This window comes from Nonomuraea sp. K271 (assembly GCF_009908215.1).
Lineage (GTDB): Bacteria > Actinomycetota > Actinomycetes > Streptosporangiales > Streptosporangiaceae > Nonomuraea > Nonomuraea longispora.
In genome coordinates this window covers 73,518-95,970 of record NZ_JAAAHR010000005.1, presented here as the reverse complement: position 1 = coordinate 95,970, position 22,453 = coordinate 73,518, and the positions used below count along the sequence as shown (strand labels likewise).

Here is a 22,453-nt window from a genome sequence, read left to right as displayed (position 1 = left end):
ATCGTTCTGTCGTGAACACTCATGACACTTCACGGCCTCACGTCGTGCTCGCGGGCGACCCCGCCGGCGCCGCCGCCCGTTTCGTGGCGGCCATGAACACCCACGACCCTGCGGCCCTCGACCACGTCTACGAGGACGACGCCGTGCTCGTCCCCGTCCCCGGCCATCCCGTCACCGGCCCCGGCCTCCTGGCCGCCAACGAGCACCTGCGGAGCTTCGGCCTGCCGATCGAGGCGTGTCCCAGGCACGTGTACGTCGCCGGCGACATCGCCCTGCTCATCGTCGACTGGTCGATGCGCGGCACCGCGAGGGACGGCAGCCAGATCGACCTGTCCGGGACGGCCACCGACGTCGTCCGGTGCGGCCCGGACGGCCGGTGGCGCTACGTCATCGACAACCCCCACGGCACGGCCTCACCGCCGCTGAGCCCCTGACCGGCCGCCGCCCCTGACCGGCCGCCGCCTCGTCCGCCCGGCGGCCCGTCGGGTGGGCCGCGGCGCCGGCTGGGTCAGTCGCCGGTGAGCCGGGCGCGGTCGACCTTGCCGGTCGGGTTGCGCGGCACCGACGGCACGAACACGATGTCGCGCGGCACCTTGAAGCCCGCCAGCTCCGCCTTCACCGCGCTCCTGAGCTCGTCGGCCGACAGGGTGACGCCCTCCTCCGCGACCACGTACGCCGCCAGCCGCTGGCCGTACTCCTCGTCGGGCACGCCCAGCACGGCCACGTCGGCGACGCCCGGCAGGCGGGCCAGGAGGTTCTCGACCTCCTGCGGAAAGACGTTCTCCCCGCCGGAGACGATCATGTCGTCGTCGCGGCCGTCGATGAACAGCAACCCTCGCTCGTCCCGGTGTCCCAGGTCGCCCGTGCTCATCAGCTCGCCCGCCCGCGCGCCGAACGCCAGTCCGCCGCCGACCAGGACCCGCCCCACCTCGCCCGGCGGCAGTTCCTCCCCGTCCGGTCCCGCGATCCGCACGGTGGCGCCGCGCGGCGGGCGGCCGATCGTCTCGGGGGCATCCCGCAGGTCCTCCGGCGTGGCGAGGGCCACCCAGCCGGCCTCGGTGGAGCCGTACAGGTTGTGCAGCACCTCGCCGTAGGCGTCCATGAACGCGGTGGCGAGGTCGGGCCGGAGCGCGGCGCCGCCGGAGACCACCACCCGCAGGGCGGGCAGGTCGCGGGGCTCGCGGGCCAGCAGCCGCGACAGCATGGCGGGCACGGCGACCAGCGCGCCGGCCCGGTGCCGCTCCAAGGCGTCGAGCACGGCGTCGGGGTCGAATCGGCGCATCAGGATGACGGGACATCCGAGCACGAGCGCGACCGCGTACCAAAGGATGCCGAGCCCGTGGAACAGCGGCGGCGCGATGAGCATCGGCTCGCCGCCGCGCACCGGCACGGTGGCGAGCATTGAGATGAAAGGCTCGGCCAGTTCCGCCACCGACAGCCGCCGGGGCGCGCCCTTGGGCAGGCCGGTCGTGCCCGAGGTGAGCAGCACCAGCCGTCCCGGCCGCCTCGGCACCGGAGCGGGCGGGGCGCCGGAGCGCATGAGCTCGTCGAGGTCGTCGGCGCGCCGACCGGCGAAGTCCACCGGCGGCAGGCCGGGCGCGGCGATGAGCACACCGACCTGCTCGCGGCGCAGCACGTCGCGCAGGGCCGGACCGGCCAGCCCGGTGTTGAGCAGCAGCAGGTCCGCGCCCAGCCGGGACACGGCCGCGACCGCCTCGGCGAACCCTCGGTGGTTGGGCCACATGACCGCCACCGTGGTCCCCTCTCCCACGCCGAGCCGGTGGTGCAGGCCGCCGGCCAGCGCGGCGGCGCGCTCGTCCAGTTCGGCGAACGTGAGCGCGCCGTCCTCGTCCAGGATCGCCTGCCGGTCCGGCCAGCGCGCCGCCGCCATCGCCAGCCCGGCGGCGGGGGTCACGTGGAAATGCCGGTACGCCTCCACCACCCGGGCGAGCGCGGCAGGGTGGGCCGGGCGCAGCAGCCCGTTGCGGGTGAGGGCGACCGCGGCCTCCGCGCCGAACTCGCCCAGCTCGATCAGCCTCTCGATCATCGACGTACCCCTAGGCCTTTCTCACCGGAGGAAGTACGCGTACCCGCTCAGCCTGTACGGGAACCTCGCGGTGCCGCGATCAGCCGCCGCCGGGCCCGACGTCGCGGCGTGAGCACGCACCCGGCGCTTGACACCGCGCGGACGGCACGGTTGTAATGCTCGACGTGTCGTGTGACGCCGCCAGGTGGACGGCGGCGGGTGGGCGGCACCTGACACCCGGGGGTTGATCTTCATGTGCACGGACCTCACCTGATCCTTCCGCGAACCGCGTGACGTCTCCGTGCCCCTGACGGCGCCCAGCGCCCGGCACGGACCCGCATGAGTCTCCCCCCGGCTCATCCCCGCGTGCCCGCGGCCACCGATGCCGCCGCCACGCCATGCTCACCCACGCTTGTCCACCTGATCGAAGGGATCCATCGTGCAGCTCGCACACATCTCCATCACGCCCGAAGCCAGGACCGCCGTACGCGCCCGGCTGGGAACGCTGTTCACCGACCCGCCCATGCTCGACGCCGACGCCGACGTGACCCCCGTCCTGCCGCGGACCGGCGGCGTCCCCGGCATGTGGGTCACCGCGCCCGGAGTGACGCCCGACGCGGGCGTCACGATCTACGTGCACGGCGGGGGCTTCTCCCACAGCAACCCGGCCATGGAGCAGATCATGGCCCATCGCCTCTCCCGGGCGACGGGCCGCCCCGCCTTCGCCGTCGACTACCGGCTCGCACCGGCCCACCCCTACCCCGCGGCCGTCGATGACGTGGTGGCCGTCCACCGGAGCCTGCTCGCCCAGGACGTGCCCGCCGGGCGGATCCTGCTCGCCGGCGAGTCGGCCGGCGGGACGTTGCTGCTGTCGGCGCTCCTGGTGCTCGCCGAGGCCGGCGACCCCCTGCCGGCGGGCGCCGTGGCGGTCTCCCCCATCACCGACTTCACGGATTCGAGCCCGTCCATCCGCACCAACAAGGGCCTCGACCTCATCGACCCGGACATCATGGGCCCCATCGGCGAGCAGTATCTCGCGGGGGCCCGTCCGGACCAGGCGCCGCAGTCGCCGCTCTACGGCGACCTGCGCGGGCTGCCGCCCCTCCTGATCGTCGCGGGCGGCGACGAGGTGCTCCTCGACGATTCCCGGCGCTTCGCCGAGGCAGCCTCCGCCGCCGGCGTCGACACGGCGTTCGACGTCTACGACGGCATGCCGCACGCGTTCCACGCGGTGGTGTTGTCCCCGGACGACGCTCACCTGCCGACCGCGACGACGTTCCTGCGGCGGGTGGCGGACTGGACGGTCCGGACCTGAACCGGCCGGACCCTCGGTCACTGCTGGCCGGGGCGGCGGGCCGGAGCCGGGGCGGGCCGTACGGCGCCGCCGGCGAAGCGGCCGGGACGGAACGGCGCCAGCAGCGCGGACTCCTCCCCGAACAGCTCGCCCGCCACCTCGTCCATCAGCAGCGGCGCCAACGTCACCCCGCTGTGCGTGGCCACGGTGTACACGCGCCGGCCGGCGTCGGCGAAGCCGGCCACGGTGAGCCCGTCGCCCGGCATCGCCCGCTGGCCGACGACCGCCCGCTCGGCCGTGGCGCCCTCGGTGGCGCGCAGCACCTTCGGCAGCAGGCCGAGGATCTCGTCGACGACCTCGCCCGGCACCGGGAGCGCCGGGTCGGCCAGCCCGTCCAGGTGCAGTGACTGCAGCAGCAGCCGGCCGCCGCCGTCGGGGCGCAGGTTGAGCGCGCCGGTGGTGAGCACCCGGGACAGCCGGGCGGGCACCGGCGACGTGGTGACCAGGAACCCGTTGGTGACCGTCCCGGACACGGCCGGGTCGAGCATGGGCACGTCCACCCCGGCCAGCGCGGCCACCTGCTGCGTCCAGCGGCCGGCGCACGTCACCACCACGTCGCCCGCGTACGTGCGCCCGTCGGCCAGCGTCACCTTGGCGCCCGCGCCGGACGTCTCCACGGCGGTGACCTCGGCCCCGCACTCGACCACCGCGCCACGGTCGCGCGCCTCGCCGAGCAGCCGGCCGAGCAGCCGCAGCGGCAGCACGTACGCCTCGCCGGGGTAGAACACGTACTCGGCGTCGCCGGGCGGCGGCACCAGGTCGGGCTCCAGCGCCCGCGCCCGCCGGGCGGTCACCCGCTCGACGGGGTAGCCCATGGCGAGCAGCCGCCGTACGCGCTCCTCCAGCAGGCCCTTGTGCTCGTCGGTGACCGCGCATTCGAGGTTGCCCGTGGGGAAGTGCCAGTCGCCGGGCAGCTCGTGGTGCGCCCAGACGGCGGCGTGGTTGAGGTCGAAGTACTCCTTCGGGGTCTTGTTGTTGGCGTTGACCCAGGCGACCGAGGTGGACGTCGTACCGGAGCCCGGGGTCCGGGCCTCCAGTACGGTGACCTGCGCGCCGCGCCGGGTGAGACCGGCCGCGATCGCGGACCCGACCACCCCCGCACCGATGACGACGACTCGCACAGTGGCTCCTCTCACTTGTGGTCGGTGTCGGCGCCGAACAGCCTGGCCACGCCGACGAAACGTTCGATGACGACGACCGCGACCACGGCGAACAACACCATCAGCGTGCCGATGGCGGTGACGGTCGGGTCGTAGTCGTACTGCATGTAGTTGAAGATCCGCACGGGCAGGGTCTGCAGGTCGGTGGTGACCACGAACAGAGCGACGGTGAGATCGTCAAAAGAAGTAATGAACGCGAAGAACGCGCCCCCGACCAGCGCGCCGCGCACGGCGGGCAGCGTCACGTGCCAGAACACCAGGAACGGCGGCGCGCCCAGCCCGGCGGCGGCCTTCTCCGCCGACCGGTCCAGCCCGGCGAGCCCGGCGAGGACGAGCCGCACCGCGTACGGCACGGTCAGCACGAGGTGGGCCAGGAGCAGCGTGAGCGGGCTCGACGCCAGCCCCATCTGCGCGAACCACTGCAGCAGCCCGATGCCGAGCACGATCGTCGGCACCGCGAACGCGCTGGACAACACCGCCTCCAGCGCGCCGCGGCCGGGGAAGCGGTAGCGGTGGATGGCCAGCCCGCCGGCCAGCCCGACCACCGCGGAGATCGCCGCAGCGGCCAGCGCCACCCCGGCGCTGAGCACGAACGACGACAGGAACTCCGGCTTGCCGAACACCTCCGCGTACCAGCGCAGCGTGATGCCCTGCGGCGGGAAGGTCACGTACGAGGTGGCGGTGAGCGAGGAGGCCACGGTGACGGCGACGGGCGCGATGAGGAACAGCCCGACGAGGACGGCGAAGACCGTGCCGAGCGCGCGGGTGAGCCGGGTCATCCGAACACCACCTCCCCGCGCCCCCGGCGCAGCAGCCGCGAGTAGCCGAGCAGCAGCCCGGTCGTCACGACGACCAGGACGAACCCGATCGCGGCCGCGTACGGCCAGTCGAGCGTGGTCGTGGCCTGCGTGTAGACGAAGTACGGCATGAGCTTCACCTTCGGCCCGCCGAGGATCGCGGGGGTGACGAAGCTGGACGCGGTCAGGCTGAACACGATCATGGCCCCGGCCAGCATGCCGGGAGCGGACAGCGGCAGCGTGATCCGCCAGAAACAGGTCCAGCCGGACGCGCCGAGACCCTTGGCGGCGGGCACGAGCGTCGGGTCGATCCGGTCGAGGCTGCCCATCAGCGGCAGCACCATGTACGCCAGCATCACGTGGACCATGCCGATGAGCACGGCCGTGTCGTTGTAGAGCAGCTGCGGCGGGGTGATCCCGAACCACGCCAGCACGCCCGCGACCGGCCCGTTCGGCCCGAGCACCACGAGCCAGCCGTACGCGCGGATGACCATGCTGATCAGCAGCGGCGACAGCAGCAGCAGCGCCAGCCAGTTGCGCACCCGGGGTGAGCGGCCGCGCATGTAGAGGGCGAACGGGTAGCCGATGAGCAGGCAGCCCACCGTGGTGAGGGCGGCGACCTTGAGGGTGTTCCACAACACCTCCCGGTAGAACGGGTCGCCGAGGAAGCGTGCGTAGTTGCCGATCGTGAACGCGCCCGTCTGCGTCCTGAAGCTGTTGGCCACCAGCGTGAACAGCGGCGCCACGAACAGCAGCGCGAAGATGACGATGGCGGGCAGCGCGAGCAGCAGGCCCGTACGCCGGCGCGGATGGTTCGCGGGTCTGCTCACCTGGTCGCCAGTGAGGCGTCCGACGGCCGCCATGCGCAGGTCACCTCCTCCCCTTCCGCGGGCACCCGCGCGTCGAACGGCAGGGCCGCCGTCACGTCGCCCGCCCCGGTGGCGACGACGCAGCGGATGCGCGAGCCGAGGAAGCGGGTCTCCCGCACGGTGCCTGTGAGCCCGTCGCCGCCGGTCTGGACGCGTACGACCTCGGGCCGCACGTAGACGCGCACGCCGGCGCCGGGAGCGGGCGGGTCGCCCACCGGGGTGGCGCCGACCCGCGCCCCCGCGACCTCGCAGGTGTCGCCGCCCGTCGCGGTGCCGTCGAGGGCGTTGACCTCGCCGATGAACTGCGCCACGAAGTCCGTGGCCGGCCGCAGGTAGATCTCCCGCGGCCGGTCGAGCTGGTGGATGACGCCGTCGGCCATGACCGCGATCCGGTCGGACACCGCCAGCGCCTCCTCCTGGTCGTGGGTGACGAGGATGGTGGTGGTGCCGATGCGCCGCTGCAGCGCGACGACCTCCTCGCGCAGGCGCACCCGCAACTGCGCGTCGAGGTTCGAGAACGGCTCGTCGAGCAGCAGCAGGTCGGGTTGGATGACCAGGGCCCTGGCCAGCGCGGCGCGCTGCTGCTGGCCGCCGGACAGCTGGCGCGGGTGCCGGCCGGCCATGCCCTCGAGGCCGGCCATCTCCAGCACCTCCTCGACCTGCCTCCTGCGCGCGGCCGCCGGCACCTTCCGCATCCGCAGGCCGAACGCCACGTTGTCGGCGATCGTCATGTGCGGGAACAGGGCGTACGACTGGAAGACCATGCCCATGGAGCGGCGGTGCGGCGGAGTGCCGGTGACGTCGGTGCCGTCCACCTCGATCACGCCGCCGTCGGCGCTGAGATGCCCGGCCACCATGTTGAGCGTGGTGGTCTTGCCGCAGCCCGACGGCCCGAGCAGGGTGAGGAACTCGCCCGGCTCGGTCTCCAGGTCCACCGCGGAGACGACCTCCTTGCCGCCCAGCACCTTGCGCACGCCGTCCAGGCGCAGCCGCCCGCGCCGCGCGGACGGGTCCGCGGGCATCTCGGTGGTGCTCGTGCTCATCGAGCGTTCACCCTCCTGCCGGGTGGTGCGGGTCTTCACGACCGCTCAACCTCCTTCGTCCACCGGTCCGTCCACGCGGACCGCGCGTTGTTGACGACGGTCCAGTCCAGCGGCTTCATCTCGGCCGCCTGCTCGGGGCCCACCACCCGTTCCGCCACCGCCGGGTCGAGCTCGGCGTCGGTGACGGTCGGCCCGTCGTAGCCCTCGGCGGCCAGCTTGCTCTGGATGCCCGGCTGCAGGAGGGCGTTGACGAACTGCTGCGCCAGGTCCGGGTGCGGCGCCTTGTTCACCACGTTCGCGGTGGCCAGCAGCGGGATGGCGCCGCCCTCCGGATGCACGAACGCGATCGGGAAGTCCTTGTCCGCCAGCGTCTCCACCCGCGACCCGCCCCAGACGGAGGCGACGGCCTGCCCCTGGAGGAAGTAGTTGGACACGTCGGCCGTGGTGTCGAAGGTGAACGCATTGGCCGCCACCTTCTTCACGCCCTCGAAGCCCGGACCGGCGTCCCGTTCGGAGCCGCCGTCGGCGCGGGCGGCCAGCATGAGCGCGCCCACGCCGTACGTGTTGCTGATCGACGGCAGCACGACCTTGCCCTTGAGCCTGGGGTCGGCCAGGTCGGCCAGGCGCTTGGGGGCGGGCACGCCGTGCTCGGCGTACCAGTCGCGGTTGTAGGCGAGCCCGGTGGCGGTCAGCGCGAAGCCGACCCCGACGTCACCGTCGAGCCTGGCCACCTTCTCCACCTTGCCCAGGCGGGTGACCTTGGCCGGGTCGAGCCTGGCCAGCAGCCCGGCCTCGGCCGCCTGGGCCTGCGGCCCGTCGTCGATGAGGGCCACGTCGATCTGCGGCGCGTCCTGCTGGGCCTTGAGCTTGGCCACGGTGTCGGTGGAGCTGCCGGCGATGTAGGTGACCTCGCAGCCGCAGGACTTCTCGAAGCCGGGCAGCACGGCCTGCTCGAAGGCCTCCTGGTACGAGCCTCCGTAGCCGGCCACCACGAGCCTGCCCGGGGAGGCGGCGGGGGTGGGCGGAGCGCAGGCCGCGAGCCCGGCGAGGGCCAGCGCCGCGGCGAGCAGCCTGGTCATGACGATTCGATCTCCTTGTTCCAGCGGTCGGTCCACGCGGAGCGGCTCTTGTTGATCGTGGCCCAGTCGAGCTTGCGCAGGTCGGCGGCGCGCTCCTGGCCGACGACCTGCTCGGCGAGCGCGGGGTCGAGGGTGACGCCCTCGACGACCGGGCCGTTGAAGTTGGAGGCGGCCATCGCCTGCTGCGCCGACGGTTCGAGCAGCGTGTTGACGAACTTCTGCGCCAGGTCGGCGTGCGGGGCCTTGTTCACCACGTTGACGGTGGCGATCAGCGGCAGCGCGCCCTCCTCCGGGTAGACGAACTTGATCGGGAATCCCTTCTTGGCCAGCGTCTGCACCCGCGAGTTGCCCCACACGGTGGCGACGGCCTGCCCCTGGAGGAAGTAGTTGGACACGTCGGCGGTGGTGTCGAACGTGACGGCGTTGGCCGCCACCTTCTTCACGCCCGTGAAACCGGGGCCGATGTCCTGCTCGGAGCCACCGCCGACCTTGGCCGCCATGAGCAGGGCGCCCAGGCCGTACGTCTGGGTGATGGACGGCATGACGAGCTTGCCCTTGAGCTTGGGGTCGGCGAGGTCGGCCAGGCGCTCGGGGGGCCGCAGGCCGTGCTCGGCGTAGTAGTCGGTGTTGTAGGCCAGGCCGGTGGCGTTCAGGGAGAAGCCGACGCCGACGTCGCCGGGCAGGCGGGCGAGGTCGATCACCTTGGGCAGGTTCGTGACGGTCTTCGGGTCGAGCTTGGCCAGCAGGCCCGCCTCGACCGCCTGGTTCTGCACGCCGTCGTCGATCAGCGCGACGTCGATCTGCGGCGCGTCCTGCTGCGCCTTGAGCTTGGCCACGGTGTCGGTGGAGCTGCCCGCGATGTAGGTGACCTTGCACGAGCAGGTCTTCTCGAAGCCGGGGATGACCGACTGCTTGAACGCCTCCTCGTACGAGCCGCCGTATCCGGCGACGACCAGGGTGCCGGGTGCGGCGGACGGCGTGGGAGGGCCGCAGGCGGTGAGGGCGAGGGCTCCGGCGAGGAGCACGGCGGTCAGCGATCTGGATGTCATGGCGACCTCCGCAGGGTGCGGTTCGGGGCTAGGTGGCCGATGTCGCGCGCGGTCGCGCCGTTCTCGACCAGGTCGGCGACGATGTCGCCGAGGACGGGGGCGAGCTTGAACCCGTGCCCGCTGAACGCCGCGGCCAGCACGGTGCGGCCGTGCCTGCCGAGCAAGCCGTGCCCGTCGGGGGTGAAGGCGTCGCAGTACGTCGCCACCCGCACCGGGTCGGGGCCGAGCCCCGGCAGGGTCCCGGCGACGGCGCGTGCCACCTGCCGGACGTAGGCGACGGGCACGCTGCGGGCCAGCGCGGCGGGCGAGGCGATCTCCTCCCATGGCACGTGCAGGTTGATCTTTACGCCCGCGCCGTCGACCGCCGGGAAACACGAGTAGGCGGGCTCGCCGACGCGGATGGCGACCGGGCACCGGCCGGGGTCGAACAGGCTCTCGTCCCGGCGCGGGAACCACGTCGAGGTGATGGCCCTGGTGGTCAGGGCGCGGGCGAGCGGCTCGGGCAGCAGGCCGCTCGTCGCCGCCCACGGGCCGGGGGCCAGCACCGCGTGGGTGAAACGGTGTTCGCCGTCCTCGGCCAGGACGGTGACGCCGTCGGCGTCCTCGCGCAGCTCGCGCACGGGTGTGTAGCGGGCCACGCGCGCGCCCGCCCGCTCGGCGGCGGTGGCCGCGGCGCCGACGGCGGGTTCGGGACGCAGGAAGCCGGCGTCGTGGTCGACGACCATGATCTCGCCGTCGCGCAGGGGGTGCTCGGGCACCCGCCGCCGCGCCTGCTCGCCCTTCAGGACCTCGACGGGCAGGTCGTGGGCGCGGGCGGCGTCCAGCACCGCGCGCACCTTGGGGTGCTCGCGGGGCCCCGCCGTGACCCCGCCGACCGGGGCGAGCAGGCGACGTCCCGAGGTTCGCTCCAGCTCGGCCCACAGGCCGCGGGCCTCGCGCAGCAGCGGAACGTAGCGGGGCCCCTCCTTGTAGGCCGTACGGAAGATGCGCGACTCGCCTCCGGCGGCCCCTCTGTCGTGGCCGGGGGCGTAGGCGTCGAAGCCGACGGCGTGGATGCCGCGCTCGGCCAGCCGCCACAGGGCCATCGAGCCGACGGTGCCGGTGCCGACGACGGCGACTGAGGTCATGGCTCCACTCCTTAGGGGATGGGGTTTCCGGGCGTTGGGTTTCCGGGCGTTGGGTTTCCGGCGTGGCGAGAACCAGGCCCGGCGCCGGACCTGTCGGGAGGGGTGATTCAGCTGTGGTCGGTGGAGCCGCTCAGGTCCGTCTCCACGTAGAAACGCTCCGAGCGGGGCGGGACGATCATTTCCACGAGCTCCGCGATCTCGCCCTGCCTGGTCCAGGTCTCGCGGGTCCAGCGGAACGCGGGGGTGCCCGCGGGCACGCCGAACGCCTCCGCCTCGGCGCCGCCGAGGACGTGCGGCTCGACGTACATCCTGGCCCGCACCAGCTCCGTCCCGCGGTCGCGCAGGTAGGCGTGCGTGGTGAGGGGCTCGAGCGGCTGGTCGAGCAGGTCGGGCGCCAGCCGGAACGGCAACACGTGCAGCTCGGTGTTGATCATCTGGCCGGTCGTGTCCATCTTGTGGCGCTCCATCTGGACGACCGCCTCCTCGCCGGGGACACCGGGCAGCCGCAGCCGCGCCGCCTGCGCGGGCATCACCCGAGCCGAGACGACCTTGTGGTCGCCGTGCGTCTCCGGCCCCTGGATCAGCAGGCCGGTGAAGCGGAGCAGGTTGTGCCGGCCGACGGCCTGGGCGACGAAGCTGCCGCGCCTGCGGAAGCGCACGATCAGCCCCGCGTCGGCGAGGTCGCGAAGGGCCCGCTGCACGGTGATGCGCGAGACCTCGAACTCCTCGCAGAGCTCGGCCTCAGTGGGGATCCGGGTGCCCGGACCCCAATGGCCACTGCGGATGCGCGCCTCCAGCGCCCTGCGGATCTGCACATGGAGCAGGAGGTCACGTTCCGACATGCCAAAATACTCGCTGTAGCATTTAGTTATGTCAATAGAAGATTTGATATAACTTATCCGCGTATGCCGTGGTGAGACGGTCACCGTTCCCCCCGACGGCCAGATCGGACGTCCTACGCTGGCCTCATGGACGCCGAACTCATCGCCACGGCCGGCGAACTCTGGGACGCCGATCCCGGCTGGCTCAACACCGCCTCCTACGGCCTGCCGCCGCGACGCGCCGCCGACGAGCTCCAGGCGGTACTGACCGACTGGCGGCACGGCAGCAGCGACTGGGCGCCCTGGGACACCTCCGTCACCCGGTCGCGCGCCGCCTTCGCCCGCCTCATCGGCGTTCCCGTGGCCGACGTGTCGATCAGTTCCACCGTCTCCCAGATCATGTCCACGGTCGCCACGGCGCTGCCGCCGGGCGCGCGCGTCGTCGTACCCGAGGTCGAGTTCACCAGCAACCTGTTCCCCTGGGCGGTGGCCGCGCAGGTGGAGACCGTCCCCGCCGACCGGCTGGCCGACGCCGTCGACGGCTCCACCAGCGCCGTCGCCTTCAGCCTCGTCCAGTCCGCCACCGGCCACGTCGCGCCGCTCGCCGACATCGTGGCCGCCGCCCGGGACTGCGACGCGCTCGTCATCGCCGACGGGTCGCAGGCCTGCGGCTGGCTGCCGGTGGACGTCGCCGGCGTGGACGCGCTGGCCTGCGCGGCGTACAAGTGGCTGATGGCGCCGCGCGGCGCCGCCTTCGGCTACCTGTCACCACGCCTGCGCGAGCGCATGCGGCCCCTGGCCGCGGGCTGGTACGCCGGCGCGGACGAGGGCGGCTCCTACTACGGCCCGCCGCTGCGCCTCGCGCCCGACGCCCGCGCCTTTGACCTGTCGCCCGCCTGGTTCTCGTACGTCGGGGCGGCCCCCGCCATCGAACTGCTGAACGAGCTCGGCGTCCAGCGCGTGCGCGACCACGACGTGGCGCTCGCCAACCGTTTCAGAGCCGGTCTGGGCCTGGAGCCCTCCGACACGGCCATCGTCTCCGTGGACGCCCCTGGCGAGCGGCTACGGGCGGCCGGGGTCCGCGCGGCCGTACGGGCCGGGAAGGTGCGGGCGAGCTTCCACGTCTACAACACTCCCGACGACGTCGACCGCGCGCTCGACGTGCTGATCTAGCGGACCCTGAGCGGAAAGCCGGCCCTCGTCATCTCCCCGGGCAGAGCACCGCTTCCGCGGCCTTACCGACCATCGGCCGCACCCCGTCGTTCCGGACGCTGAGCGTGACCGACATGGCGAACTGCCGGCGGCCATCGGCCGACACGTAGGTGGGCGCGTGGAAGCCGGGCGCGCCTCCGACGATCTCACGCAGCTCGAACAATCCGCCGCAGAGGCGCTCGCCGTCCGGCGGACCGGGGCGCTTGCGCCCGTCGATCACCTCCTGCAGCCGGGGCGGCAGCAACTTGCCCTGCGTGTAGGCGCGGTGGAAGGCGCTGACCTCCTCCGCGGTGGAGACCACGCCACCGGCCGCCCACAGATGGCTGGCGTTGATCCGGTCCACGTCGTGGAGCCGGCCCTGCTCGTCGGGTAGGTAGCCGTGGTTGCGCGGGCCCCTGATGCCCTCGGGCGGCTTCGTGGGCAGGTAGGTACGGTGCATTCCCAGCGGGGTGAACAGCCGCCGGTCGAGCTCGTCTGCGAGGGTGTGGCCGGTCAGCCTCTCGATGATCATGCCGAGGAGGATGTAGTTGGTGTTGAAGCAGGAGGCCTTCTCACCGGGCTCCTGCTGCCTGGGCACGCCGCGGGCCAGATTCGAGTAACGATCGCACGGTTCATAGCGAAGTCCTCCTGCTCGAGCGGTCCGGGGAAACCCGGCAGCCGCACGCAGGTGATGACCGCCGTTGTAGCGCGAGCGCTGTTTCGGCGCCGTTTCCCGCCGTACCGGCCCGCCTCCCGCGCGTCCGGGATCGGGCGGCGGGCCGCCCCCGCCCGCGGGCATACTTCAAGGAAGCTCGAATCATGACAAGATGATCAAGGACTCTCCTGTTGGACGCCGAAGGCCCGGGAACAGGGCCCCCGGCGATGGTAGAAACTTGGTGCGATGCCCACTATCTACGATGTCGCCCGCGAGGCCGGCGTGTCCGCGGCCACCGTCTCCCGTGTGCTCAACGGTGCGAGAACGGTCGATCCCGCCATGGTCGCGCGGGTGCTCACCGCGGTCCGCGAGCTCGGCTACCGCCCCAACGCGGTGGCCCGCAACCTGAGGCGCAGCCGCACCACGCTCTGGGCTGTGATCATCTCTGACATCGGCAACCCGTTCTTCACCGCCACCGTCCGGGGCATCGAGGACGTCGCCCAGCAGGCGGGCTACTCGGTCGTGCTGTGCAACAGCGACGAAGACCCGGCCAAGGAGGAGACGTACGTCGCGGCGGCGCTGAGCGAGCAGATGGCCGGTGTGATCATCGCGTCCTCCGGGAGCGCCAAGGCGGCCAGGAGCCTGCTCGACTCTCCCATTCCGGTCGTCGCCATCGACCGCCAGCTCCCGCGCGGCGAGGTCGACACCGTCGTGGTCGACAACGAGGCCGGCGCGGCCACGGCCACCCGGCACCTGCTCGACGCCGGCTACCGGCGCGTCGCCTGCGTCACGGGCCCCGAGGGCGTGAGCACCGCCGACCTGCGCCTGCGCGGCTACACCTCGGCCCTGTCGGCGCGCCGGCCGCCAGGGGAGCCCTTGATCGTCAGGACCGACTTCCGCGAGCAGGGCGGCTACGACGCCATGGAGTCGCTGCTGTCCTCCGCCGAGCGCCCCGACGCGGTGTTCGTGGCCAACAACCTCATGACGGTGGGCGCGCTGCGGTGCCTGGCCGACCACGACGTACGAGTGCCCGCCGAGATGGGGGTGGTCGGGTTCGACGAGATCCCGTGGGCCGACCTCGTCCGCCCGTCACTCACCACGGTGGCCCAGCCGACCTACGAGCTCGGCCGGATGGCCGCACGCCTCCTCGTCGACCGCATCGCCACGCCCGCGGGCCGGCCCGCCAGGGTCGTCCTGCCCGCCGAACTGCGTCCCCGCCAGAGCAGCGCCCTCCAGAGCAGCGCCCTCTGACCGCACCGGCACACCCGCCGCGATATGCCGCCCCGCACCCCTAGACCCACCTAAACGCCTGGCCACGGCGTCCTTATGGGGCAGGCCCTCTTGTTTGTCCATATATGGGCCTCTATCGTCGCAATAGGCTCTTATTCTCGTTAAATGAGCAGCAATACTCATTATTTGAGAAAGGCAGTGTTGTGGACGAAGGAGACCAACCGCCGCTCGCCGGGATCCGGGTCCTCGAACTGGGCAGCTTCATCGCCGCGCCGTTCGCCACGCGGATCTTCGCGGACTTCGGCGCCGAGGTCGTGAAGATCGAGCGGCCCGGCACCGGTGACGAACTACGCGGCTGGCGGCGCGACAGGGGCCGGACGTCGATGATGTTCCGTACCATCGCCCGCAACAAACGTTCCGTCACCGTGGACCTGAGCACAGGCGAGGGCCGCGACATCGCGCTCGGCCTCGTGCGCCACTGCGACGTCGTCGTCGAGAACTTCCGTCCCGGCACGCTGGAGCGCCTCAAGCTCGGCTCCGACGAACTGACCGCCGCCAACGCCGACGTCGTGCTGGTCCGCATCTCCGGGTACGGGCAGACGGGGCCGTACCGGGACCGGGCGGGGTTCGGCGGCGTGGCCGAGGCGTTCGGCGGCCTGCGGCACGTCACCGGGCATCCCGACCGCGAGCCCGTCCGGCCCGCCGCGCCGGTCGGCGACGCCCTGGCCGGCCTGTACGGCGCGATCGGCGCGCTCATCCTGCTGCTGGCCAAGGCACGGGGACGCCCGCACGAGGGGTCGCGGATGGTGGACGTGGCGCTGTACGAATCGGTGTTCATGGCCATGGAGTCGCTGGTCCCCGACTACGACGCGTACGGCGTCGTCCGCCGCCGCACGGCCGGCAACCTGCCCGGCGTAGTGCCCAGCGGCATCTATCCCACCAGCGGCGGCGGATCCGTGATCATCGCGGGGAACTCCAGCGGCGTGTTCGGGCGGCTCATGACCGCCGTCGGCCGCCCCGATCTCGGAGCGGACCCGACGCTCGCCGACGGCTCCGCCCGCGACGCCCGCGAGCCCGAGCTCAACGGGGCCATCTCGGCCTGGACCGCCCGCCACACCGCAGCCGAAGCGGTCGAGCTGCTCAGCCGTGCCGGGGTGCCCGCCGGGCCCATCTACGACGCCGCCGACATCGCCGGTGACGAGCACTACCAGGCCCGCGACATGCTGCGCCCGATCAAGGTGGCCGTCGACGGCGAGCCCGAGGAGATCCGCTTCCCCGGCGTGGTGCCCCGCGTGCCGGGCGCGCCGGGCGACGTACGCTGGCCAGGCCCCGACCTGGGCGCGCACACCGACCAGGTCCTGGGCGACCTGCTCGCCTACACGACCGAGCGGCTCGGCGAACTGCGCGCCAAGAAGGTGATCTGACATGCCCGCCCCCGGGCGGCACCCGGAGGAGCTCCTGCCGCTTCCCGGTGACGTGACGATCACGGACGTCGTGCTCAGGGACGGCCTGCAGGACGAGCCCGTCGTGGTCGCCGTGCCGGACCGCGTCGCCGTCGCCGCCGCGCTGGCCGCCGCCGGGGTGCGCGCGATCGAGGCCGCCTCCTTCGTCAACCCGGCCAGGGTGCCGCAGATGGCGGGCGCGGAGGAACTGTTCGCCGCGCTCCCCCGCGGCGGCCGCGTACGTTACAGCGCGCTCGCGCTCAACGCCCGGGGCGTCGCCCGCGCGGTGGCGGCGGACGTCGACGAGATCGTGCTGGTCGTGTCGGCGGGGCGTGGGCACAGCCTGGCCAACGCGGGACGCGGGACCGAGGAGGTGCTCGCCGGCTTGCGGGACGCGGTGGCCGGCCACCCGGGGGCCGCGTTCACCGGGGCTGTGTCCACCGCGTTCACCTGCCCGTTCGACGGCGAGATCCCCCCGCACAGGTTGCTCGACGTGGCCCGCGGCCTGGCCGGGATGGGCGTGACCCGCATGGTCCTGGCCGACACGCTGGGCACGACCCGCCCCGAGCGGATCGCCCGTACGCTGGCCGCGGTCCGCGTGGCCCTGCCTGACGTGGAGTTCGGGCTGCACCTGCACGACGCCAGCGGCCAGGCGCTCGACACGGTCGACGCGGCGCTGGAGCTGGGTGTGACCCGCTTCGACGCCGCCGCAGGCGGCTACGGCGGGTGCCCGTTCGCCCCTGGCGCGCACGGCAACCTCGCCACCGAGCGCCTGGTGGCTCACCTGCACTCCCGCGGGGTGCGCACCGGCATCGACGAGGACGCCCTCGCCGACGCGGTGAGCCTGGTCAGGAAGTGCCTGGCCCGCGGCACGCCCCTGACCTGAACGGACGTGGCGGCTTCCGGCCTCGCCCGCGACGTGGGCGGCGCCGGCGTCGCCCGGCAGGCCTCGCCTGCGTGACCTGCTTGCCGAACACGCGTGAAAGGGCCGGCCCGGGAAACGGGCGGAAAACGGCCCGGAATGCCGCGGAGCAGACGAGGGACCGTCCGGGAGGCGTCCGCGCAGGTCACGCTGAGATATCGATTCCTGTATTCGGCAAGCGGTGACGCAGAGTTCTTGACGCTTCGCGGGCTGACTTCTACATTTTCGGAGAAATCGATTGCTCGTTTCGAGCACTCCAACTCCAGGAGGATGCGAGATGTCGGCCTTCGCGAGAGTGACCCGCCGATCGCTGCTGCGCGGCGGGGCCGTCATGTTAGGTTCCGCCGCGGCGGCGCCGCTGCTGTCGGCATGCGGGGGCGGCGGCCAGGGCGGCAACCCGAAGGAGTTGACGTTCTGGAATTTCTACGGCCCCAACCCGCAGCCCGACGCGCAGAGCAAGTGGTTCACCGACCTTGCCGCGCAGTGGAACGCCAACAACGAGGTCAAGGTCAAGCTGCACTACATGCCCGTGTCGGAATACCTGGCAGGCAGGGCGTTGCAGACCGCGTTCTCCGCCGGGGAGGGGCCGGACATCTTCCTGCTCAGCCCGGGTGACTTCCTGCGCTATCACAACGGCGGCGTGCTGACCGACCTCGCTCCGTACCTCGGGCCCGACCAGATCGCCGACTTCGCCGACGGCGCGCTCGACACCCGCAAGGTCGACGGGAAGGTCTACGGCCTGCCGATGGAGCGGGAGCCGCTGGCCGTCTTCTACAGTGTCGACGCCTTCGAGCAGGCGAAGTTGTCGGAGGGCGACCTGCCGAAGACCTGGGACCAGCTGCTCGATGTGGCCGGCAAGCTGACCTCGAAGGACCGGTTCGGCCTGCTGTTCGAGACGATCCCCGGCTACTACCAGAACTTCACCTGGTATCCGTTCATGTGGATGGCCGGCGGCTCGGCGGTGCCGGAGAACGGCGGCCCCGGTTTCGACTCGCCCGCCGTGCACAGCGCGCTGAAGCTCTGGCAGGACGGCATCACCGCCAAGGTCTGCCCGCGCAAGCCGCAGGGCGACGGCGGCACCGACACCCCGGCCAACCTCGGCGCCGAGTTCGCCGCCATGCAGCAGACGGGCATCTGGGGCGTGTCACAGCTCGCGCAGAACAACAAGGACTTCCGCTACGGCGTCTTCCCGCTGCCCGTTCCGGAGGGCGGCACCTACACGACCTCGGTCGGCGGCTGGGCTTTCGTGGCCAACGCCAAGGGCGCCAACCCCGAGGCCGCGGCCAAGTTCATCGCCTGGGCCCTGGGCGCGAACGACGCCGAGGGCGTCGAGCGGGGCCGCCGGTGGAACACGGTCGTCAAGGCGAACCTGCCGGCCCGCACGTCCGTGCAGGAGGCCGCCAAGTCGGCCGGCGCCTTCGACGATCCCGCGCTCAAGGTCTTCCTGGACAAGGTCGTCCCCGGCTCCCGGGGCGAGCCCCGCTACACCCCAGAGGTCTACAAGGCCGTGTCGGACGCCATCCAGGCCACCCAGCTCGGCGGCGCGGATCCGGCGAAGGCGGCGGCCGACGCCGCGGCGAAGATCGACACCTTCCTGAAGGGTTACAAGGGTGCGGCGATGTTGTGAGCGGCGTTCCCGGCCCGCCGCGTTCGCGCCGCCCGGCGACCGCCTGATCAGCGGAGAGGGGCGATAGAGCATGGCGACCGTTGCCGACTCCGGCACGGCGGTGCGCCGGCCGTCCGGCGCCGCGCCGCCCCCGGTGTGGAACCGGCGCAGGCGCGAGGCGCTGGCCGGCTACGCCTTCGTGGCGCCCGACCTGCTCGGCCTGATGATGTTCGTCGGGCTGCCCATGGTCCTGGCGATCGGCGTCTCACTGTTCAACGCGGACGGGTTCGGCGGCTACACCTACGTCGGCCTGGACAACTTCCGGCAGATGGCCGGGGACACCCAGCTCTGGCAGAGCGTCAGAGTCACGGTCACGTACACGGCGGCGTTCGTGCCGATCGGCTTCGTGGTCAGCCTCGGCCTCGCGCTGCTGGTGCGCGACCACTTCCCCGGCGTCGGGCTGGTGCGGACGTTGTTCTTCGTGCCGCACGTGATCAGCCTGGTCGTCGTCGGCATCGCCTGGCAGTTCCTGCTGGTGGACAAGCAGGGCGCGGTGCCCACGCTGCTGCGGCCCGTGGGGCTGGGCGACACGTCCTTCCTCGGCGATCCGTCGCTGGCGCTGGGGTCACTGGTGGCGATCAGCATCTGGTTCCTGATGGGCTACAACATGCTCATCCTGCTTGGCGGGCTGAAGGACATCCCGAAGGAGTACGAGGAGGCGGCCGCCATCGACGGGGCCGGCGCGTGGCAGAACTTCCGCCACGTGATCTGGCCGCTGCTCCGGCCCACCAGCTTCTTCGTGCTGGTCAACTCGGTCGTCGGGTCGGTGACCGGGCTGCAGGCCTTCGACCTGGTCTATGTGCTGACCCAGGGCGGCCCCGCGGGCAGCACGTCCAGCGTGGTCTTCTACATCTACCAGCAGGCCTTCACCTTCAACGACCACGGCTACGCGGCGGCTCTGACCACGGTGGTCGTCGGATTCCTCGTCGCGGCCACGGCCACCATGTTCGGGCTCACGAAGGGAGGCCGGTTCGATGCCGGTTAGGCTGCGCGCGTTCGTCGGATACGTGCTGGCCATGGTCACCGTGGCCCCGCTCGTCTGGCTGCTGGTGGCGGTGCTGAGACCGGCCGACGAGCTGTTCGAGGTGTCGCTGCCGAGCAGGCTGACCCTGGACAACCTGCTCTATGTGCTGACCGAGGTGCCGATCGGCCGCTACATGCTCAACAGCGCCATCGTCTCCGTGGCGGTGACGGTGATCGCGCTCGTGCTGCACTCGATGGCGGCGTACGCGCTGGCCCGGCTGCGGTTCCCCGGGCGACGCGTGATCTTCTCCATGATCGTGTCCACGCTGCTGGTGTCGCTGCCGGTGATCCTCGTGCCGCTGTTCCTGGTGGCCAGGGAGCTGGGGCTGCTGGACACGTACGCGGGGCTCATCCTGCCGGCGATCTTCCACGCGTTCGGGATCTTCCTGCTCCGGCAGTACTACCTGACGATCCCGCGCGAGCTGGAGGAGGCGGCGGATCTCGACGGGTGCGGATATCTCCGGCGCTGGTGGCAGGTGGTGGTGCCGCTCAGCCGCCCGGTGCTCTCCTCACTCGCCGTGCTGTTCTTCCTGGCCAACTGGAATGCCTTCCTCTGGCCGCTGACCGCCACTCGCGACCCCGAGCTGCGCGTGGTGCAGGTCGGGATCTCCACCCTCCAGGGCCAGTACGGTTCGGCCTGGAACTATGTCCTGGCCGCGACGGTGATCGCGGCCGTGCCCACCTTGGTCGCTTTCGTGCTCGGCCAGCGCCGGCTCGTCGAGGCGATCAAGACCTCCGGATTGAAGTAAGGATGGAAATCAGCATGACCTATGGCGACTTCGGCAGCAGCCTGCGCGACCTGCCCCGGCTGCGGGCCTCCAGGCGCAGGCGCGTCTCCAGTTATGACCGCACCGGCGGCAACGACGACCGGCTGAAGGTGGAGGCGGGCACCACCGTCACCCTGGCCGACATCGAGGGCCCCGGCTCGATCAACCACATCTGGTGCACCGTCGCGCTGCCCAAGAACGGGCCGGACGCGGCGGACCTCGACTACCTGCGCCGCCTGGTGTTGAAGATCACGTGGGAGGACCAGGAGCACCCCAGCGTGCTGGTGCCGCTGGGCGACTTCTTCGGCATGGGCCACGCCAAGACGGCGAACTTCGTCTCGGCGCCGCTGCAGATGAGCCCGCAGGACGGCAAGGGGTTCAACTCGTGGTTCCACATGCCGTTCGCGAGCCGGGCGAAGGTGGAGCTGGTCAGCGAGCTGTCGTCCCAGCCGGTCTTCTTCTACTACTACATCGACTACGAGGTGTTCGACTCCGCCGCGGACGACCTCGGCTACTTCCACGCGCAGTGGCGCTGCGAGCGGCCGACGGACGGGATCGAACAGGGCGCGCAGAGCAACCGCGAGTTCCAGGTGGAGGGCTTCAACGACACCGGCGACGGCAACTACGTCATCCTGGACGCCGAGGGGCGCGGCCACTACGTGGGCTGCGTGCTCAACATCCGCAACCTGCGCGAGACCAGCGACTGGAACTGGTACGGCGAGGGCGACGACATGATCTTCATCGACGGGCAGCCGTTCCCGCCGTCGTTGCACGGCACCGGCACCGAGGACTACTTCAACACCGCCTGGTGTCCGACGCAGACGTACCACGCGCCGTACCACGGCATCACCATGCCCGGCGGCGACAACTGGAGCGGCGAGGTCTCGCTCTACCGCTTCCACGTCGAGGACCCGATCACGTTCACCGAGTCGATCAAGGTGACGATCGAGCACGGCCACGCCAACAAGCGCTCTGACGACTACACGTCGGTGGCGTACTGGTACCAGACGCTGCCGCACAAGCCGTTCGGGATCGCGCCCGTCGAGCAGCGCCTTCCGTTCCCACCCCGGTAGTAATCGATTTCCAAGGCCCGCGCTAGACTGCCGTAGCACAGCCGCCGGGACTTGCCTGCCACGAGATGGGACGAGGTTGCTCAAAATCCAAGATGTCGCGCGACATGCCGGGGTCTCCGCCGCGACGGTCTCCCGCGTGCTCAACGGCCGTTCCACGGTCAACCCCGAGCTCGCGGCCCGCGTGCACGCCGCCGTCAGGGAGCTGGGCTACCGGCCCAACGGCGTCGCGCGCAACCTCAGGCGCCGGCAGACCACGCTGTGGGCGGTGCTCATCTCCGACGTCGGCAACCCGTTCTTCACCTCGCTGGTGCGCGGGGTGGAGGACGGCGGGCGGCAGTTCGGCTACTCGGTCGTGTTGTGCAACACCGACGAGAACCGCGCCAGGGAGGCGGAGTACATCGCGGTGGCGCTGGCCGACAACATGGCCGGCGTGATCATCTCCCCCGCCGACGACTCCACCGACATCAGCGCCCTGGTCGCCGCGGGCACCGCCGTGGTGACCATCGACCGCGAGCTGGCCGAGACCGAGGTCGACGCCGTGCTCGTGGACAACGAGAAGGGCGCGGAGATGGCCACGGCACACCTGCTGGAGTCGGGCTACCGCCGCATCGCCTGCATCACCGGCCCCCGCCGGATGTCCACGGCGATGCGGCGGCTGCGCGGCTACCAGCGGGCACTGCGCGCCTTCGGGCTGCCGTCGGATCGTTCCCTGGTCCGCCACGCCGACTTCCGCGAGGAGGGCGGCTACTCGGCCATGGCGGCGCTGCTGGACGAGGGGGTGGAGGTCGACGCGGTGTTCGCCGCCAACAACCTGATGACCGTGGGCGCCGTGGAGTGCCTCACGGAGCGCGGCGTGGCCATCCCCGCCCAGGTCGGCGTGATCGGGTTCGACGACATCCCCTGGGCGCGGCTGTTCAGGCCGGGGTTGAGCACGGTGCGGCAGCCCACGTACGAGCTGGGGCGGGCGGCCGCGCAGCTGCTCGCCGACCGCATCGACAACCCGGCCAAGCCCGCTGCCCGGATGGTGCTGCAGACCGAGCTGCACCCCCGCGAGAGCTCCAGCCCCCGCGCCTGCTGACCTTCCGGATCTCCCTCGACTTTCCCGCCGCTGTTACCTGGTAGCGCTACCAGAACGCGGCTCCCGACACCGGCCTTTACT

Annotated in this window: 21 protein-coding genes; 11 read left to right on the top strand and 10 right to left on the bottom strand. The window is 71.9% G+C overall.

The window, feature by feature from the left end; genetic code table 11:
• The first annotated feature begins 11 nt into the window (after positions 1 to 11).
• A complete protein-coding gene (locus GUY59_RS03075; RefSeq protein ID WP_252374802.1) occupies positions 12 to 434 on the top strand; it encodes a YybH family protein in 423 nt (140 codons plus the stop codon).
• Between the two features lie 74 nt (positions 435 to 508).
• Here the strand turns inward: GUY59_RS03075 and GUY59_RS03070 are convergent, their stop codons facing one another.
• The gene (locus tag GUY59_RS03070) at positions 509 to 2,047 is read right to left on the bottom strand and encodes an AMP-binding protein (protein ID WP_138198782.1); all 1,539 of its coding nucleotides are present in this window, start codon (positions 2,045 to 2,047) and stop codon (positions 509 to 511) included.
• 418 nt (positions 2,048 to 2,465) lie between these two features.
• Between GUY59_RS03070 and GUY59_RS03065 the strand changes: the two genes are divergently transcribed.
• Positions 2,466 to 3,341 carry an alpha/beta hydrolase gene (locus GUY59_RS03065; RefSeq protein WP_252374801.1) on the top strand — a complete coding sequence of 292 codons (876 nt, stop codon included), beginning with the start codon at positions 2,466 to 2,468 and terminating at the stop codon, positions 3,339 to 3,341.
• Positions 3,342 to 3,358: 17 nt separating this feature from the next.
• Here the strand turns inward: GUY59_RS03065 and GUY59_RS03060 are convergent, their stop codons facing one another.
• The 8 genes from GUY59_RS03060 to GUY59_RS03025 form a co-directional block, all read right to left on the bottom strand.
• Positions 3,359 to 4,501, bottom strand: a complete 1,143-nt coding sequence (locus GUY59_RS03060) for an NAD(P)/FAD-dependent oxidoreductase (RefSeq protein WP_138198781.1) — start codon at positions 4,499 to 4,501, stop codon at positions 3,359 to 3,361.
• 11 nt (positions 4,502 to 4,512) lie between these two features.
• A complete protein-coding gene (locus GUY59_RS03055; RefSeq protein WP_138198780.1) occupies positions 4,513 to 5,319 on the bottom strand; it encodes an ABC transporter permease in 807 nt (268 codons plus the stop codon).
• Entirely contained in the window at positions 5,316 to 6,167 is an 852-nt protein-coding gene (locus tag GUY59_RS03050; protein ID WP_138198779.1) for an ABC transporter permease, read from the bottom strand. Before GUY59_RS03050 ends, GUY59_RS03055 begins: the two co-directional genes overlap by 4 nt.
• Positions 6,164 to 7,288 (bottom strand): ABC transporter ATP-binding protein, encoded by a 1,125-nt coding sequence (locus tag GUY59_RS03045; protein WP_201760441.1) that lies wholly within the window; start codon positions 7,286 to 7,288, stop codon positions 6,164 to 6,166. Before GUY59_RS03045 ends, GUY59_RS03050 begins: the two co-directional genes overlap by 4 nt.
• The gene (locus GUY59_RS03040) at positions 7,285 to 8,328 is read right to left on the bottom strand and encodes an ABC transporter substrate-binding protein (protein ID WP_138198778.1); all 1,044 of its coding nucleotides are present in this window, start codon (positions 8,326 to 8,328) and stop codon (positions 7,285 to 7,287) included. The genes GUY59_RS03045 and GUY59_RS03040 overlap by 4 nt, the downstream gene beginning before the upstream one ends.
• A complete protein-coding gene (locus GUY59_RS03035; RefSeq protein ID WP_138198777.1) occupies positions 8,325 to 9,377 on the bottom strand; it encodes an ABC transporter substrate-binding protein in 1,053 nt (350 codons plus the stop codon). The genes GUY59_RS03040 and GUY59_RS03035 overlap by 4 nt, the downstream gene beginning before the upstream one ends.
• Positions 9,374 to 10,504 (bottom strand): N-methyl-L-tryptophan oxidase, encoded by a 1,131-nt coding sequence (gene solA, locus GUY59_RS03030; RefSeq protein ID WP_138198776.1) that lies wholly within the window; start codon positions 10,502 to 10,504, stop codon positions 9,374 to 9,376. Before solA ends, GUY59_RS03035 begins: the two co-directional genes overlap by 4 nt.
• A gap of 107 nt (positions 10,505 to 10,611) precedes the next feature.
• Positions 10,612 to 11,346: a GntR family transcriptional regulator gene (locus GUY59_RS03025; protein WP_138198775.1), complete on the bottom strand. Its 735-nt coding sequence runs from the start codon at positions 11,344 to 11,346 to the stop codon at positions 10,612 to 10,614.
• A gap of 126 nt (positions 11,347 to 11,472) precedes the next feature.
• Between GUY59_RS03025 and GUY59_RS03020 the strand changes: the two genes are divergently transcribed.
• A complete protein-coding gene (locus tag GUY59_RS03020) occupies positions 11,473 to 12,498 on the top strand; it encodes an aminotransferase class V-fold PLP-dependent enzyme (RefSeq protein ID WP_132333052.1) in 1,026 nt (341 codons plus the stop codon).
• A 28-nt stretch (positions 12,499 to 12,526) separates the two neighbouring features.
• Here GUY59_RS03020 and GUY59_RS03015 read toward each other — a convergent pair whose 3' ends face one another.
• The gene (locus tag GUY59_RS03015; protein ID WP_138198774.1) at positions 12,527 to 13,315 is read right to left on the bottom strand and encodes a serine hydrolase domain-containing protein; all 789 of its coding nucleotides are present in this window, start codon (positions 13,313 to 13,315) and stop codon (positions 12,527 to 12,529) included.
• A 102-nt stretch (positions 13,316 to 13,417) separates the two neighbouring features.
• Here GUY59_RS03015 and GUY59_RS03010 point away from each other — a divergent pair, with 102 nt between their 5' ends.
• From GUY59_RS03010 to GUY59_RS02975, 8 genes are all read left to right on the top strand, one after another.
• Positions 13,418 to 14,422 (top strand): LacI family DNA-binding transcriptional regulator, encoded by a 1,005-nt coding sequence (locus GUY59_RS03010; RefSeq protein ID WP_132333054.1) that lies wholly within the window; start codon positions 13,418 to 13,420, stop codon positions 14,420 to 14,422.
• Positions 14,423 to 14,604: 182 nt separating this feature from the next.
• Positions 14,605 to 15,825 (top strand): CaiB/BaiF CoA transferase family protein, encoded by a 1,221-nt coding sequence (locus GUY59_RS03005; protein WP_201760440.1) that lies wholly within the window; start codon positions 14,605 to 14,607, stop codon positions 15,823 to 15,825.
• A gap of 1 nt (position 15,826) precedes the next feature.
• Complete coding sequence (locus tag GUY59_RS03000) at positions 15,827 to 16,729, top strand: hydroxymethylglutaryl-CoA lyase (protein ID WP_138198772.1); 903 nt, start codon at positions 15,827 to 15,829, stop codon at positions 16,727 to 16,729.
• 313 nt (positions 16,730 to 17,042) lie between these two features.
• A complete protein-coding gene (locus GUY59_RS02995; RefSeq protein ID WP_138198771.1) occupies positions 17,043 to 18,392 on the top strand; it encodes an ABC transporter substrate-binding protein in 1,350 nt (449 codons plus the stop codon).
• A gap of 70 nt (positions 18,393 to 18,462) precedes the next feature.
• The gene (locus GUY59_RS02990; RefSeq protein ID WP_132333058.1) at positions 18,463 to 19,416 is read left to right on the top strand and encodes a carbohydrate ABC transporter permease; all 954 of its coding nucleotides are present in this window, start codon (positions 18,463 to 18,465) and stop codon (positions 19,414 to 19,416) included.
• Positions 19,406 to 20,203, top strand: a complete 798-nt coding sequence (locus tag GUY59_RS02985) for a carbohydrate ABC transporter permease (protein WP_138198770.1) — start codon at positions 19,406 to 19,408, stop codon at positions 20,201 to 20,203. Before GUY59_RS02990 ends, GUY59_RS02985 begins: the two co-directional genes overlap by 11 nt.
• Positions 20,204 to 20,217: 14 nt before the next feature.
• A complete protein-coding gene (locus GUY59_RS02980; RefSeq protein ID WP_138198769.1) occupies positions 20,218 to 21,294 on the top strand; it encodes a glycoside hydrolase family 172 protein in 1,077 nt (358 codons plus the stop codon).
• Positions 21,295 to 21,370: 76 nt separating this feature from the next.
• The gene (locus GUY59_RS02975) at positions 21,371 to 22,372 is read left to right on the top strand and encodes a LacI family DNA-binding transcriptional regulator (RefSeq protein ID WP_138198768.1); all 1,002 of its coding nucleotides are present in this window, start codon (positions 21,371 to 21,373) and stop codon (positions 22,370 to 22,372) included.
• Positions 22,373 to 22,453 lie beyond the last annotated feature (81 nt).

What these genes read in the sequence shown, in the direction of transcription:
- GUY59_RS03020 (WP_132333052.1), top strand. Translation starts at nt 11,473, where the DNA reads ATGGACGCCGAACTCATCGCCACGGCCGGCGAACTCTGGGACGCCGAT.
- GUY59_RS03035 (WP_138198777.1), bottom strand. Translation starts at nt 9,377, where the DNA reads ATGACATCCAGATCGCTGACCGCCGTGCTCCTCGCCGGAGCCCTCGCC.
- GUY59_RS03070 (WP_138198782.1), bottom strand. Translation starts at nt 2,047, where the DNA reads ATGATCGAGAGGCTGATCGAGCTGGGCGAGTTCGGCGCGGAGGCCGCG.
- GUY59_RS03015 (WP_138198774.1), bottom strand. Translation starts at nt 13,315, where the DNA reads ATGCCCGCGGGCGGGGGCGGCCCGCCGCCCGATCCCGGACGCGCGGGA.
- GUY59_RS03025 (WP_138198775.1), bottom strand. Translation starts at nt 11,346, where the DNA reads ATGTCGGAACGTGACCTCCTGCTCCATGTGCAGATCCGCAGGGCGCTG.
- GUY59_RS03000 (WP_138198772.1), top strand. Translation starts at nt 15,827, where the DNA reads ATGCCCGCCCCCGGGCGGCACCCGGAGGAGCTCCTGCCGCTTCCCGGT.
- solA (WP_138198776.1), bottom strand. Translation starts at nt 10,504, where the DNA reads ATGACCTCAGTCGCCGTCGTCGGCACCGGCACCGTCGGCTCGATGGCC.
- GUY59_RS02985 (WP_138198770.1), top strand. Translation starts at nt 19,406, where the DNA reads ATGCCGGTTAGGCTGCGCGCGTTCGTCGGATACGTGCTGGCCATGGTC.
- GUY59_RS03010 (WP_132333054.1), top strand. Translation starts at nt 13,418, where the DNA reads ATGCCCACTATCTACGATGTCGCCCGCGAGGCCGGCGTGTCCGCGGCC.
- GUY59_RS02980 (WP_138198769.1), top strand. Translation starts at nt 20,218, where the DNA reads ATGACCTATGGCGACTTCGGCAGCAGCCTGCGCGACCTGCCCCGGCTG.
- GUY59_RS02995 (WP_138198771.1), top strand. Translation starts at nt 17,043, where the DNA reads ATGTCGGCCTTCGCGAGAGTGACCCGCCGATCGCTGCTGCGCGGCGGG.
- GUY59_RS02990 (WP_132333058.1), top strand. Translation starts at nt 18,463, where the DNA reads ATGGCGACCGTTGCCGACTCCGGCACGGCGGTGCGCCGGCCGTCCGGC.
- GUY59_RS03055 (WP_138198780.1), bottom strand. Translation starts at nt 5,319, where the DNA reads ATGACCCGGCTCACCCGCGCGCTCGGCACGGTCTTCGCCGTCCTCGTC.
- GUY59_RS03040 (WP_138198778.1), bottom strand. Translation starts at nt 8,328, where the DNA reads ATGACCAGGCTGCTCGCCGCGGCGCTGGCCCTCGCCGGGCTCGCGGCC.